The sequence below is a fragment of the Roseobacter cerasinus genome (assembly GCF_009811755.1).
Classification (GTDB): domain Bacteria; phylum Pseudomonadota; class Alphaproteobacteria; order Rhodobacterales; family Rhodobacteraceae; genus Roseobacter; species Roseobacter cerasinus.
In genome coordinates, this window is record NZ_BLIV01000001.1 from 87,249 (window position 1) to 101,404 (window position 14,156).

The 14,156-nt window shown below is 60.2% G+C and carries 12 protein-coding genes; 6 read left to right on the plus strand and 6 right to left on the minus strand.

Annotated features, from left to right (window positions below):
* Positions 1–38: 38 nt before the first annotated feature.
* The 5 genes from So717_RS00475 to So717_RS00495 all read right to left on the minus strand — a co-directional run bounded on the left by So717_RS00475 (position 39) and on the right by So717_RS00495 (position 6,923).
* Entirely contained in the window at positions 39–3,152 is a 3,114-nt protein-coding gene (locus So717_RS00475; protein WP_159974255.1) for an efflux RND transporter permease subunit, read from the minus strand.
* Positions 3,153–3,156: 4 nt separating this feature from the next.
* Positions 3,157–4,164: an efflux RND transporter periplasmic adaptor subunit gene (locus So717_RS00480; protein ID WP_159974256.1), complete on the minus strand. Its 1,008-nt coding sequence runs from the start codon at positions 4,162–4,164 to the stop codon at positions 3,157–3,159.
* Between the two features lie 394 nt (positions 4,165–4,558).
* Positions 4,559–5,203, minus strand: coding sequence for a PEBP family protein (locus So717_RS00485; RefSeq protein WP_159974257.1), 645 nt, complete (start codon positions 5,201–5,203; stop codon positions 4,559–4,561).
* Between the two features lie 94 nt (positions 5,204–5,297).
* A complete protein-coding gene (locus So717_RS00490) occupies positions 5,298–6,293 on the minus strand; it encodes a YHYH protein (protein WP_159974258.1) in 996 nt (331 codons plus the stop codon).
* A 99-nt stretch (positions 6,294–6,392) separates the two neighbouring features.
* Positions 6,393–6,923: an EF-hand domain-containing protein gene (locus tag So717_RS00495; RefSeq protein ID WP_159974259.1), complete on the minus strand. Its 531-nt coding sequence runs from the start codon at positions 6,921–6,923 to the stop codon at positions 6,393–6,395.
* A gap of 223 nt (positions 6,924–7,146) precedes the next feature.
* Here So717_RS00495 and So717_RS00500 point away from each other — a divergent pair, with 223 nt between their 5' ends.
* The 3 genes from So717_RS00500 (at position 7,147) to So717_RS00510 (ending at position 9,983) form a co-directional block, all read left to right on the plus strand.
* On the plus strand, positions 7,147–7,860 hold the full coding sequence (locus So717_RS00500) for a response regulator (RefSeq protein WP_159974260.1): 714 nt from the start codon (positions 7,147–7,149) through the stop codon (positions 7,858–7,860).
* A 17-nt stretch (positions 7,861–7,877) separates the two neighbouring features.
* Complete coding sequence (locus tag So717_RS00505; protein WP_159974261.1) at positions 7,878–9,194, plus strand: ATP-binding protein; 1,317 nt, start codon at positions 7,878–7,880, stop codon at positions 9,192–9,194.
* A 156-nt stretch (positions 9,195–9,350) separates the two neighbouring features.
* Entirely contained in the window at positions 9,351–9,983 is a 633-nt protein-coding gene (locus So717_RS00510; RefSeq protein ID WP_159974262.1) for an IS110 family RNA-guided transposase, read from the plus strand.
* A gap of 492 nt (positions 9,984–10,475) precedes the next feature.
* Here the strand turns inward: So717_RS00510 and So717_RS00515 are convergent, their stop codons facing one another.
* A complete protein-coding gene (locus So717_RS00515) occupies positions 10,476–11,402 on the minus strand; it encodes a LysR family transcriptional regulator (protein ID WP_159974862.1) in 927 nt (308 codons plus the stop codon).
* Positions 11,403–11,515: 113 nt separating this feature from the next.
* On the opposite strand from So717_RS00515, the gene So717_RS00520 reads away from it, so the two are divergent.
* From So717_RS00520 to So717_RS00530, 3 genes are read left to right on the plus strand one after another with little or no spacing between them, the layout of a single operon-like run.
* Positions 11,516–12,292, plus strand: coding sequence for a CmcJ/NvfI family oxidoreductase (locus So717_RS00520; RefSeq protein WP_159974263.1), 777 nt, complete (start codon positions 11,516–11,518; stop codon positions 12,290–12,292).
* A gap of 34 nt (positions 12,293–12,326) precedes the next feature.
* Positions 12,327–13,271: an LLM class oxidoreductase gene (locus So717_RS00525; protein ID WP_238840573.1), complete on the plus strand. Its 945-nt coding sequence runs from the start codon at positions 12,327–12,329 to the stop codon at positions 13,269–13,271.
* A gap of 12 nt (positions 13,272–13,283) precedes the next feature.
* The gene (locus tag So717_RS00530; RefSeq protein ID WP_159974265.1) at positions 13,284–14,072 is read left to right on the plus strand and encodes an SDR family NAD(P)-dependent oxidoreductase; all 789 of its coding nucleotides are present in this window, start codon (positions 13,284–13,286) and stop codon (positions 14,070–14,072) included.
* Positions 14,073–14,156: the final 84 nt, after the last annotated feature.

Here is a 14,156-nt window from a genome sequence, read left to right on the forward strand (position 1 = left end):
GCGGATGCGGAAATTTGGGACAAGGCGGGTCATACCGGTCACGCGGCAAGGTCGGCTTCGAGCCGCCTCCTCTTTTCCGCCTGTGGTTCTGAGAAACCGGCCATGAGCCGGTAGACCACCGGTGTGATAAACAGAGTGGCCAGGGTCGCCAGCCCCAGACCACCGACAATCACCCAGCCGAGAGACACACGCGCCTCGGCCCCGGCGCTTGTCGATACCACCAGAGGCACACCGCCCAGAACCGTCGAGATCATGGTCATCATGACCGGCCGCAGTCGTTGCAGGGCCGCGCCTTCTATCGCGTCCCGGACGCTCAAGCCTGCGTCCCGTAACTGGTTTGCAAATTCCACGATGAGGATGCCGTTCTTGGCCATGATGCCCACCAGCAGCACCAGACCGATCTGGCTGTAGACATTCAGACTGGTACCGGTGAACGCAAGTGCGAACACGGCGCAGGCCAGTCCAAGCGGTACGGTGCCCACGATGATCAGGCTGGACAGAAAGCTTTCGAATTGGGCCGCCAACACCAAAATGACAATTACGATGGCAAATCCGAACACCAGGCCAAGGCCGCTGGATGTCTCGTCCAGCGTCGCGGCTTCGGACAAGGGGATCAGTCCGACGTCGGGTGGCAGAGTTTGTTCTGCTGCCGCCTCGATCCGCTCGATCCCGTCGCGCAGCGCCACATCGTCCGAAAGTTCTGCTGAAATGGTGATCGCGCGCAGCTGCTCTTCGCGGTCGAGCGATGGGGACACCGCCATTTCCTGAACCGACACGATGGACGACATCGGGACAATCCGGTCATCGGACGACATCAAAAAGATGTTCGCGAGATCGGTGGGATCATCGACCGGGTGGCTGGTCGAGATCAGTTTGACCGGGATCGCATCGCCGTCGACAAACACTTCGCCCACCTCGTGCCCATCAAGCAGAGCGCGCATGGCATCGGAAAGACCGCCGATATCAATGCCCAGATCATCCGCCCGTTCACGGTCCACATCGATCAGTATCTGCGGCTGCGTTGTCTCGTAGGAAAGCTGAATGCGGCCCATGTCCGGGTCCTGCTCCAAGACGGCCATCAGGTCATCGGCGGCAGTTGCAAGCACGTCGTAGTCACTGCCCGTGATGGCCATGCGCAGCCCCTGGCCACCGCCCCTGATACCCAGCGAATTGGGCTGGATGACAAAGGCGCGCACGCCGTTGACGGACGCGATGGCATCTTTCATGTCCGCGACGATCTCGCTTTGGCTGCGCTCCCGTTCGTCCCAAGGGGCCAAAGTCATGACCATGCGCCCTTCGTTGCTGCTGCCGCGTCCTACGATGGAAAAGATGTATTCGACCTCACCGCTGTCCCGAAATGGTTGGAGCAAGGCCTCGATCTGGCGTTGCTGGCTTTCGGTGTAGTCCAGGCTGACGCCCTCGGGCGCGCTGATCCGCAACAATACGACGGCGCGGTCCTCGGACGGGGTCAGCTCCTCTTCCAACGTGCCGTATGTGATCCAGGCCGCGCCCGAGCAAATGGCGGCAGCCGTCAACACGACAAACGGGGCCGAGAGGCAGTGGCGCAGCAGGAAGGCGTATCTACGGCTGCCCCATGATCCGATGCGCCCGACAAGACCCGCCGGGGTATCATTATCTCGGGCTGTGCGATCGGACAGCAGGCGTGACGCAAGCATCGGGCACAGCGACAGTGCGACGAAAGATGAGATGGTAACGGCGATGGCCAGGACGAAGCCAAACTCTCGAAACAGACCACCGGAAGTGCCGGGCAAGAAGGACAATGGGATAAACACCGCTGCCAGGGTGGCCGTTGTCGTAATGACGGCAAAGAACACCTCGCGCGTGCCCCGCACCGCAGCCGCGCGGGCAGGCATGCCTGCGTCACGCTTTTTGACGATGTTTTCCAAAACGACAATCGCGTCATCGACGACCATGCCCGTCGCAAGAACCAGAGCCAACAGCGTGATTATATTGATCGAGAAGCTGGCCAGCCAGATGCCGCCAATCGTCCCGATCAGGGCCACGGGCAAGGTCAGCGCGGGGATCAGCGTCGCCCGCACATTCCGCAGGAATACATAGATCACTCCGACCACAATCGCGATGGCAAAGCCAAGCGACTTCAACACCTCGACAATCGCGCTATTGATGAATGTCGCGTCGTCGCTGGTGACTGCGATGTCAACGCCATCGGGCAATGTATCCTGCAGGCTGGCGACGACATCATGAACCGCGTTCGAAATACTGAGCGTATTCGAACCGGCCTGCCTGACGATGTTCAGTCCAAGCCCCGGGCGGCCGTTGACCAGCAGAACCGAGGATTCCGCGTCCGGTCCAAGCGCGACAACCGCAACATCGGCCAGTCGCACATTGTCGGCGATAATCAGGCGGTCAAAATCGTCCGGCGTGCGCAAGGACGCCGTCGCGCGGACCGTGAAATCCTGTGCGCTGCTTTCCAAGGATCCGGCAGGTACGTCCAGCGCGACATCACCCAAGGCATCTATCAAACTGGCAACCGTCAGACCGCGTGTGGCAAGCTGTGCCTGATCGATGTCGATCAGGAAGGTCTGCTCGCGCTCGCCGAACACAGTCACCTCGGCCACACCTTCGACAGCAGAAAAGCGATCCACCACCTCGTCATCGACAAGGTCAGTCAGTGCGTCGATTGCCATGGTTTCGGATGTCACGGCCAGGCGCATGATTGGCTCTGAATCCGAGTCTGCCTTTACAATCGTCGGGTCATCGTCGAGGTCGTCAGGCAAACTGTTGGTGATCCGGGCAACCTCGTCCCGCATGTCCGACGCTGCGACATTCAGATCCGTGCTGGTTGTGAACTCGACCGTGACCCGGCTTTCTTCGTAGGACGAGGACGAAGACATTGACTTGACGCCCGACACCTGGGCTGCAGCAGATTCCACAATGCCGGTGACTTCCTGGTCCATGGTCTCGGCCGATGCGCCTGAATAGGACGTCCTGATCGTAATGGTCGGGCTATCCACTTCCGGCAGTTCACGCACCGCAACCCCAGACAGCGCGGCGAGCCCACCCACAAGGATCAGCATGTTGACGACAATGGCCAGAACCGGTCGCCGCACGAACAGCGCCGTCATGTCAGACGTGTCTGCTTGGCGTGTCGTGGATGACTTTTGGGTCATCTGCTTACCCTTCGGCTTCGATGACGACGGGTGGAGACAGGTCGGTCCGGTTGTTTTCTTCTTGTGGTGCCCTGCCCTCCGGCACGAAAGCGCCCTGCACATCAACAGATGCGCCGTCGCGTACATTCAACACGCCCTCGGTGACGACCTGTGTCCCGACAGCGATATCCGAGCTGATCAAGACAGTATCCACGTTGCGCTGAACGATCGTGGCACTGATGCGTGTGGCAATGCCGTCGTCCACGGCCCAGACATAGGACCCTTCGGCGTCCCAGTTCACGGCCAGCGGTTCGACAGCGAGGTAGGCTTCTCCGCCGAACGCGATTGTCACGCTGAACGACATGCCGGGGCGGATCAGATCATCCGGATTGTCGATCAGCGCGCGCACCTGAATGGTTCGGCTGTCGACCTGCACCCGGCTGCCAATCGCGCTGACCTGTCCGGTGAAGTCCAGATCCGCCAAGGCCTGCGCTCTGGCCGTAACCTCTTGTCCAAGTGCGAGCATGCTGACGTATCTTTCAGGCAGCCAGAAGTCGACGACGACCTGCGATCTATCATCGACCATCGCGATTTCGGTGGTGGTGGAAACATAATCGCCAGTCTCGATCGGTACGATCCCGACGACACCGCTGATGGGCGAAAAGATGGAACGATGTTGCAAGGCCACGTCCGCTTCGCGCAGGGCGAGCTCCGCGTCGTCCCGCTCTGCCCTGAGTGTGTCGAGTTCGGTCTGTGACGCGACATTGGATGCGGCCAGACGCGCGTAACGTGCATGTTCCGCCTCGGCCAAACGAAGCGTGACAGCCGCCCGGGCGCGCGCGATTTCTTCAGCATCCGCATCAAGCCGTGCAAGCAGGTCACCGGCGGAGACCATGTCGCCAGACGCCACCGCAACATCCATCACGACGCCGCTTTCGAACGGAACCACCGAAACCGACCGCAGTGCCTCGGCAGAACCAACCGCTTGCGCCGTTTCGCTCATCGTCTGTGTGGCGACTTCTGCTGTGGTCACGATGGCGGCTGGTCTGCCACCTTGACCTCTGGGGCCTCTGACCTCTCTTTCATTTGCCACCTGATCATCAGATCCGGCCACCACGGCAAGCAGGGGCGCTGGGACACCCAAATTGCTCAAGACGTTTTGGACATCAGCAGAATAGCAGGCTGCAACAAATGTCGAACACGACACAAGGCAGAGCGTCACAAGCAATTGCTTTGCAAGGTTCATCGCTGCCTCCTTTCTGGTCGTGACAGCCCGGTCCAGACTGTGGGCTTGCTTAGGCTGCATGGTCCCACCCCGGATGTTCCACAGACTGAGCGCGTTCGCCGAGGCACAGCGCGTCCTGTTTCCCGGTTCCGTACTCTGGTTTTCACATCAGCCTCCACTGTTGAATATGGGTGGATAGTGGTCATTCGATCGTGGCTCGGCACAGGATGGTATTGTCCCGCTCCAGGTCGGGACCCCAGATGAACTGAGCCCGTGGTGACCAGCTGATGGCGTCATAGCCATCCTTTGGATCAACCGCGCTGGAGGAATGGACGGTTGCCTGCGGCCAGTCCGATGCATCGAAAGCTGGGGCGGTCCAGTCTACCGGCTCCGCAGTCATTTCGAAGCCACAGGCGCCTGCGCCTGCCACCGGATCGCTGGACGCCGCACAGGATCGGTCGATGGGTGCGTGGTGCACGACAAGGCAGCGCATCGTGTCATCCGTCACAGCCATAATTTCCCCTGTCTCGGCATCCACGAACTGGGCGATCAGGCCACCGTCTCCCATCTGCTGGCGACGTGAACCGATGTACTCCAAGCCACTGTCGTTCTCTTTGAAATCCATCGCCTTGATCGCAATGGTCATGGGCGGCTCAACCGTGAATGTCACAGTTTCCGCGTTGAAAGATCGCTCGGTCGTGATGGGAACGCTGTCTTCGACCACCTTGATGCCATTCACCGACATCTCGAACCAGTTGTCGGCCCAGATGTCTGCAGTCAGTGTCACAGGCTCGGCCAAGGCCGGTGCAACGGTCAGGATCAGGGGGGCTGCGAGGGGGGCGCGCATTAGGCACTTTTCCGTCTTTGGGTCAGGTTAGAAACGTAAAACGCCCGGATGAAAGGCCCCCGCACGCTATTGTAAAAGAGGTTGGGTAGGCCACTCATCGGCAGTATTCGCCGGTAACAACGTCGCCGCCGTTGGTCACGGTACGGGTTTCGAACAGATAGCAATCAGGCGTGTCGGATCGGATGTAGCGGATGTAGTAGGCCTGATCCTGGTAACTGTAATCCATACTGCGTGTGCCGGCGGGAACTTCGGTGAAGACCAGGTTTTCGACGCCTCCGCGCGGAGGGCGGCCCGGATCGGTGTCGCGGCCGGTTTGAGAATCAACCAACGGGGACACGCGGGGCAGTTCGCGGATGTCCGCAACCTCACCCATCAGACATTGCACGATGTAGGGTGCGCCTTGGGACGTGTGGTAACGATAGCCGAATGTGGCATCCGGCTGGCCGTTGCAAACGTCAAGCACCCCATTGGGAATGGCCGTCCCGTCAGGGTTGTTGTCACCGTAGATCGGGAAGCCGTCGAATGCCCAGCCGATGATCGCGTTTTCTCCGGCATTCTCCATTTGGGCGATCATGCAAACGGGTTTGACGTGGTAATGGTAGTCATCCCCGCGCCCTGCATGGCCGCCGCATACATCGAGTTGCTGGGTTTGCAGCGTGTCATGTTGGGTTTGGTGGTGGTAAAGATCCTCTTCCGTCATTTCGCCACCGCCGGTGTAGTCGAAGATCGGCACACCGTTCACCGCCACGCCAAGTGCTGCATCGCGCGTCTGTGGCCTGGTGCCCAGCACGGGTGTCAAAGGGATGGGCGCGTCATAGCCGGGCGCAGGCACCGGCACCTGTTCATTGGTCCCGACAATTCCTGTCATCATCTCGTGGTCGGGATAGGTGTCTGAGGACATCACGGCTGCGCCATTTTCGCAGGTCACTGTCACCGTGTCGACGAACCCCGCCTCTTCAACGGATGCGATGACAGCGGCGCAATGGCGTTCTGCACTGTGTGCACGTGCCGCTCCCGACATCGTGCCGAAAGACGTAGCCAGAGCGGCGAGTGTCAGAAGTCTGGACCTGCGCGAGGAGCCTGCTTGCATTTAACGTCCTCCTTGTTCGAAGCGGTGCCGACCGGTCGCAAGGACCGCGCCGCCGTCGTCAAAAGAAAGTTGGGGCGACATAGGGCCGCCCCAGACAAATCACTCTTGCGGAGCAACTTGGCCACGCCGCTGCAGCGTCAGCGTTCCGTCACCATCTCGATCCAGCCGCTCAACCAGGCGTGCGACCCGACGCTCCATCTCTTCCGGCGCGATCTGACCATCGCCGTCGGCATCAAGCCTTTGGAACGCGTCGACCATGCGTGAGCGGGTGAAGCTGCGGTAGAGCGTGTCAAACTCCTCGATGGATAGCGCGCCATCACCCGATGCATCCACCTCTGTTACAAGCGCGTTACGGTAGGTTTCGATCTCATCTGCCGTGACAGCGCCATCGCTGTTTGCGTCAGCGGCGTCAAAGACGTCGCGCAGCATTTCGCTGCCGCGCATACCACCGCCGCGGCTGCGCTTGTCCTTTCCATCTCGGTCGTCGCGCATGTCGGCCTTCGTCACCTTGGCCTCGGCTGCCGGGCGCGGCTTTGGGTCGGCACTGTTCTGAGCATTGGCGATGACGGCGCCAACACCGGAAACACTCAGGGCAACTGCGGTCGCAGCCAGTATTTTCATTCGGTTCATTGTTTGTCCTTCCTCTGGAAATTGCGGCGCCGTTTCGCGCCGTCTGATTTCCATATGGACAAGTCGTGCCAGAAAGGCGTGTCAGGCGGAGATCTTGTTTGTCGCGACATGTCGCAATGGCCCGCGCTGACACAAACTGCGACAAATGAAGCAATGCTTGGACTCGGAGCATGGGCCACATGCCGCTAGAACAGGCATGAACCAGTCCGGTGCAGGAGAGAAAATGGAGCAGACGGCTGCCCAGGTGATGATCGTGGACGACGCACGTGACATCCGTGAACCGCTTGACAAGTACCTGCGTAAGCAGGGCCTGCGCACGCTGCTTGCTGCCAATGCAATGGAGGCACGTGCACTGCTTGAAGAAAGCGATCCAGCTCTGATCGTGCTGGACGTGATGATGCCTGGCGAGGATGGGCTGAGCTTGTGTCGATGGCTGGTAGGGCGCGGCGGCCCACCTGTCATCCTGTTGACCGCTATGGCGGACGAAACGGATCGCATTGTGGGCCTGGAACTTGGCGCTGATGACTATGTCGTCAAACCGTTCAATCCACGGGAACTTGTGGCGCGCATACGCGCTGTTTTGCGGCGCAAACCACCGACGGCGCCGCAGGTGGCCAAGGGCTTGCGACGGTTTGGCCCCTGGACGCACGACCCCGATGCGCAGGAAGTGCGGCACGCAGAAGGCCGTGCGGTGACGCTGACATCCGGGGAAAGTCGGTTACTGGGCGTCCTTCTAGATCACCCGCAAACGGTTATGTCACGCAGCAGCTTGCTGGATCTGACACTGGGCCGCGATGCAAAAGCCTATGATCGTGCTATCGACAACAGTGTGAGCCGGTTGCGTAGAAAGATCGAAGTAGATCCATCCCTACCGCGCTTGATCGTTACGGAATGGGGCGGGGGCTATCGGCTTGCCGCAGATGTGGAATCCGCTTGATCGCCTTGAAAAGACTTTTGCCTAGGGGTATTGCCGGGCGCTTCGCCCTTCTGCTGACCCTTTCACTTGTCAGTGCGAACTTCCTTGCGCTTGCGGTCTTGTCCTATGAACGGGTGCGTCTGGATCGCGCGGCGCTGATAGCGCGCGAACAAGAACGTATCGTCTCGCTGGTTCCTGCTTTGGAAGCGTCTGTGCCTCAGGACCGCCCGGCCCTCGCCAAATCCGCTTCGACCCGGTCCTCTGAAGTGGCAATTGGTGCGACACCGCTAGTAAGCACCCAGCATGACATCCCCAGTGCACTTGCCCTTGCCGACGCCTTGACCGAAGCGCTTGACGGTCGGGACGTAAGGACTGCAATCCGTATCCGACAGGATGATGCAAAGGGCGGCAAAAGAGTGGCTGTCACCGCTTCAGTGCGCCTGCTCGTATCCGAAGGCGAGAGAACGCAGTGGTTAAACATTCGATCCCGGGGTCGGCGGCCCTCACCTCCTTGGATCGAAGAAGGCGCATTCCTGTTGATCCTTGGGTTGTCACTGGTCGCTATACTCGCGGTCGCGTTGGTGTTTGTGCGGCGTTTAACTGACCCGCTGACCGAGTTGGCAACGGCCGCCCGTGCTGCGGGCCGCGGAGATCGAACAGCGCTTGTGCAGACAGATGGACCGCGCGAAATACAGGACGCCGCAAGGGCGTTTAACGATATGCAAGCGCGTATCGCGCGTTTCGACGCAGAGCGGATGCGCATGCTTGCCGCGGTCGGTCATGATTTGCGCACACCAATCACCAGTTTGCGTATTCGAGCCGAGATGCTGGAACCCGAGGAAGGCGACCCGATGATTTGCACCCTCGAAGAGATGACTGTGATGGCTGATGGTCTTGTGGCCTATGCGCGCGGAGTCGGTGACAGTGAAGCCCTGCAAGAGGTGGATATCGCAGCACTGATGCAAAGGGCCTGCACCGAACGAGGCGTGCCTTTTGACTGCGATGCGCCTGCGATGGTTCGGGGCCGCCCTGTTGCGCTTGGCCGCGCCTTTGGCAACCTGCTCGACAACGCGCTGAAGTACGGGGTGGCGGCCCGTGCGACGATGACCCGTGATGCAGATACCGCGATTGTGGCGATTGTCGACAAGGGCCCGGGTATCAGCGAAGATAAGCTGGCCGACATCTTCAATCCTTTTGTACGTGGCGAGGACAGTCGCAATACCACCACTGGGGGCGCTGGTCTCGGGCTTGCCATCGTCCGCGATATAGTCGCGGCTCAAGGCGGGACGGTAACGCTCGACAATATGCAGGGAGGCGGCCTGCGCGCAGTTGTGCGCCTTCCGCTGGCGCCGTGATGATCGACGGAATAGGGCATATGACCACCACCGGAAAGGACAGTCTCGCGCGGCAGGCCACTTCAAGGTTACAAACAACGGCTCAACTCGGCTGGTGCCACCGCACATCCAGGCCTCTCAAGGTCGCGACTTATCAACGTCGGTAACAACCGAGACTTGGCGGTCGCCGCCATACTTGTTTTCCGCCGTCATCGCAAAGCGCACAAGCCGTCATTCGTACTGAAATCACCAACGGCAGCGTCGTCCGCGGTGCTGTTCGTAGAACTGGTCCGCGACGTGCGCGAAGAGCTCAATGAGTTGGATCAGCGTATTGCAGCTTACACGAAGCGCATTCGAGACCTCTTTCAGTCCGACGACATATGCCAGCGTATTGGCAAGATTGAGGGGACCGGACCGATAACGGCCACGGCGCTGGTAGCCCTTGTTGGTGGCCGGACATGCTTCAAGAACGGGCGGCAATTTGCGGCCCGGCTTGGATTTGTTCCCAAACAGCGATCCAGCGGTGGTAAGTCCCGTCTCTTTGGGATCAGCAAACACGGGGACCGATACTTATGCACCCTATTGATCCATGGCGCTCGTGCAGCTCTTCGGAAAGCAGGTGGCAAAACAGACGCGAGAAGCTTGTGGATCGAACGGATGCCCGATCGGCGGCACCCCAATGTGGTTGCTGTCGCGCTCGCCAACAAGAACGTGAGGATCGTCTGGGTAGTCTTGTCAGATCGCACTGGGTATCAACCGGCGTTCACCGGTTATGGGGACGCCTGGAAATCAAAGGGACTACCTGAATAGTGCAGCAACTTGGCATGGGATGACAACAAAGACACGAACCGTTGCATGTTGAACCTGGTGTGTGGGTCGGTGCAGCAATGCTGATGCCTTGGAGCCAATAAGGAGGAAGCAAGCGGGAATCTATCGGGGCTCGCGGTGACGATAAATCCGGCCGTTCACACAAGCCGGATAGACGTCAGCAATCGTGATCCTGAACCAGACCAAACAGACCGTTGCAATAAGGCGGGGTCCATATACATACACAGATGACCTTCGATTTTGGGCCCTCGCTGGCGCAGCATCTGCTCGCATATGCGGCATCAACTCCGCTGTGATGCCGCAGGTTTGGCCACAGCGTCCATTGCCGGGTCAATTCTATGCGGTCAACCAAACCGCCCCTTCGCCGCGAACTGGTCCGACCCGAAAGATGTGGACAAAGTCGTCGTTACGACCGTTGGAAAGTGCGCCCGCTTGGCGCGCCTTGCGGACATTCAAAACGGTGCACTTCACCGTTTAGCCGGTTGCAGGCCTTACGCTCGACTCCCAAGGGGGTGTTTTGCCGATCTCTGTGATGAGAAAATCCATGAACACCCGCACCTTTGGTGAAAGGACATTGGATTTCGGGTAGATCAACCAAAGGACATTGGCCTCGGCTGCTTCGAAATCAGGCAGGACGCGGATCAACGTGCCGGACGTCAGCTCACCATGGACACTCCAAAGCGCATTGAGTGAGATGCCAGCTCCGGCACGGGTTGCGCGGATCTGGCTTTGACCGTCGTCCATAATCAGTTGGCTTTTTGTTGCAATGGGGTCAAAGGCTGCCTCTTCTCCGTGCGGCCCCCTGAGGCGGCGAGGTTGGCGGTCCCGAAAGGCGATCAGCTGGTGTTTGGCCAGATCTGCGGGCGTGTGCGGTACGCCATGTGCTGCAAGGTATTCGGGTGCTGCGCAAAGGACCCGCCGGTCATCGGCGAGCTTTCGCCCCTTCAGGCTGGTGTCGACAAGCGGCGCATTGCGCAAGGCCAGATCAAAGCTGCCTTCGATCAGGTCAAACTGCACATCCGACAGGTGCAGATCGAGCGTGAGGTCGGAGTGCTGCTCAAGGAACTTTGGCAGGATCGGCGCGATGTAGAGCTGCGCAAAGGTACTGGGTGCCGCAAAGCGCAAGGTGCCACTGACCGTTGCGGTCCCCCTGCCAAGGGCTGCCAGGGCAGCCTCTTCCTGCGCGATCATCTCGCGGGCAAAGGGCAGGAATTCGGCGCCTTCAACGGACAGGGAAACCTTGCGTGTCGTGCGATGCAGCAGTTCCGCACCAAGGCTCTGTTCCAGTTTGGCCAGCCTTGTGCTGGACACGGCGGGGGCGAGGCCGAGGCCGCGCCCTGCGGCGCTGATGTTCAGCATGTCGGCGGCGCGTACAAACAACCTCAGCCCGTCTGTGTCTATGCCCATTATATTCCAAACCCGAATTATAAATACGATAATGCGCAGTTTATCATCTGATTTCCAGCCTCTAAATCTGTAGCACAGAAGCAATACAGCTCTTTCGGGAGGCTGACATGACACGTATGGCGACGGTAAACTATCACGTCCACAAGCCCGTTCGGCAGGCGTTCGAGCTTGATGCCGGGGGTGTTGCGGGAAACCTCATTTCGCCGGAACTCGCGCCGACCCCGGTGGCGCTGACGGATACGCGTGCGGCTCCCGACACAGTCACATTTGCATCCGACGCCGTCGAATTCTTGCGCCGACCAACAGCCGTGACCGCATTTTCCGGTGATGCCTGGAAGGCACCCTACGATGCCGAACTAACCACAGTGCTCACGGAAGAGCTGGGGGCGTGTGAGGTCGTGATCTTTGACCACACCATCCGTGTGGATGACCCAGAGGCGACACGCAAGCCAGCGCGCAATGTCCATAGCGACTACAGTCAAGAAGGCGCCGAACAGCGGCTCGTCGATCTTCTCGGCGCCAACACGGCCGCCGCTTGGGCACAGGGACACTATGCGTTTGTCAACATCTGGCGCCCCGTGGCGCATCCGATCAACTTGGCGCCTTTGGGGTTTGTGCGCCCCGCATCGGTTCATCCGTCGGACTGGATCCTGCTTGACCTGATCTACCCGGACCGCAAGGGGCAGATCATGGGCCTTGCCCAGAACCCGGCGCACGACTGGGTGTATCGCTCGCGGATGACGCCGGACGACATCGCGATCTTCAACATCTACGACAATCAGGGGCTGCCTTCGATTGCGCACAGCGCGCTCGATATAGTCGAGGATCCGACCGTCACCACCATCCGCCAAAGCATCGAGAGCCGCACCCTGGTGCGTTACTGAAGGGCCGAAGGACATGTTGGACAAGACGCAGCAAATGACATTTCCCCAGATCAATTCCGCCTACAACCGGGTGTTTCGCCCGGGACGGCTCAGCGTTGGCCTCGTGTTGCCGCTCGAAGCCTATGCAGTTGGGGCAGACCCCACGATGCAGCGACATCTGGAAGCGGCGCAGAAAGCGGAAGAGCTGGGATTTGCCGCCCTTTGGCTGCGCGATGTGCCGTTCAACGTGCCAAGCTTTGGAGATGCGGGGCAGCTCTTTGACCCCTTTGTCTATCTGGGTGCTCTTGCCACGGCCACCGAGCGGATTGCCCTTGGCACAGCAAGCGTGATCCTGCCGCTGCGCCATCCCGCCCATGTGGCCAAGGCAGCGGCAACAGCTGACGTGCTGTCGGACGGCCGGATTCTATTGGGTGTGGCATCAGGGGACCGGCCCGAGGAGTACCCGGCCATGAACCACAGCTTCGAGGATCGTGGCGCGCGCTTCCGCGACAGTTTCGACTACATCCGGGCGGTCGGGTCCGACCGCTCCATCCACGACGGCCCGCACGGCACCCTGTCTGGACACATTGACCTCTTGCCCAAGCCGCATGGCACGCGGCTGCCAATGCTGATCACCGGCGGTAGCCAGCAGTCGCCCGACTGGGTGGCCCAAAACGGGGATGGCTGGATCACCTATCCCCGCAATGCCGCAGCACAGGGCCAAGTTATCGCCGACTACCGGGAGCGCGTTGCCGCATCTGGCCAGCCAGACAAACCCGTCATGCAATCGCTCTATCTCGATCTGGTTTCCGATCCCAAGGCAGAGCCACGCCCCATTCACCTCGGGTTTCAGGCAGGGACGGACTTCCTATGCAGCTACCTGCGCGAGATCGAAACCCTCGGCGTCAACCACGTCGCCTTGAACCTGCGCTTCAATCAGGCCCCCATCGACACAACGCTCGAACAACTGGCGGACATTGTGCTGCCCGCGTTTTCCTAAAGGACTGACCCCATGACCAAGACCATTCTCATCACCGGCTCAACCGACGGCATTGGCCTGCTCACGGCCAAAAAGCTGGCCGCTGCCGGGCACAAAATCCTCTTGCACGGACGCAGCGCCGCCAAGCTGGAGGCCGCCGCCGCCGAGGTCGGAGGCTGCGTTGAAACCTATGCCGCTGACCTCAGCGATCTGACCGCCGTGCAGCAACTGGCCGAGGACGTGCGGGCCGATTACAACCAACTCGATGTGCTGATCAACAACGCAGGCGTGCTGAAAGCGCCCGAAGCGGTGCTTGAGAACGGGCAGGATATCCGGTTTGTGGTGAACACGCTTGCGCCCTATCTGCTGACAGACCGGCTGTTGCCGATCATCCCCGGGGCGGGGCGCGTGGTGAACCTGTCCTCGGCCGCGCAGGCCCCGGTGAATCTGCGGGCGATGCGGGGCAATGTGCCGCTCGCGGACATGGACGCCTATGCGCAAAGCAAGCTCGCCATCACCATCTGGACCCGTGAATGGGCCAAAACCCTGCCCGATGGGCCCGCTATGATCGCAGTGAACCCCGGATCGCTACTGGCCTCGAAAATGGTCAAAGAGGGCTTTGGCGTTGCGGGCAATGACTTGAGCATCGGCGCGGACATCCTGATCGATGCCGCCCTCGGCGCGCGGTTCGCAGAGGCCTCTGGCGCCTATTTCGACAATGACAGCGGTCGTTTTGCCAATCCAAATGCCGCCGCGCTGGACACGGCGCACGCTGATGACGTCATGGCCACAATCAAAGATCTGCTCAGCCAGGCCGGCTGACCCTCAGGGCGCAACTGCGCCATCCAATTTCACGCTCACCCCTCCCTCCCCTCGCGTGTGCCACGCCAAGGCCCAAGAAAGGAC

What these genes read in the sequence shown, in the direction of transcription:
- So717_RS00485 (WP_159974257.1), bottom strand. Translation starts at nt 5,203, where the DNA reads ATGCGCGCCCCCCTCGCAGCCCCCCTGATCCTGACCGTTGCACCGGCC.
- So717_RS00525 (WP_238840573.1), top strand. Translation starts at nt 12,327, where the DNA reads ATGACATTTCCCCAGATCAATTCCGCCTACAACCGGGTGTTTCGCCCG.
- So717_RS00530 (WP_159974265.1), top strand. Translation starts at nt 13,284, where the DNA reads ATGACCAAGACCATTCTCATCACCGGCTCAACCGACGGCATTGGCCTG.
- So717_RS00495 (WP_159974259.1), bottom strand. Translation starts at nt 6,923, where the DNA reads ATGAACCGAATGAAAATACTGGCTGCGACCGCAGTTGCCCTGAGTGTT.
- So717_RS00500 (WP_159974260.1), top strand. Translation starts at nt 7,147, where the DNA reads ATGGAGCAGACGGCTGCCCAGGTGATGATCGTGGACGACGCACGTGAC.
- So717_RS00490 (WP_159974258.1), bottom strand. Translation starts at nt 6,293, where the DNA reads ATGCAAGCAGGCTCCTCGCGCAGGTCCAGACTTCTGACACTCGCCGCT.
- So717_RS00520 (WP_159974263.1), top strand. Translation starts at nt 11,516, where the DNA reads ATGACACGTATGGCGACGGTAAACTATCACGTCCACAAGCCCGTTCGG.
- So717_RS00475 (WP_159974255.1), bottom strand. Translation starts at nt 3,152, where the DNA reads ATGACCCAAAAGTCATCCACGACACGCCAAGCAGACACGTCTGACATG.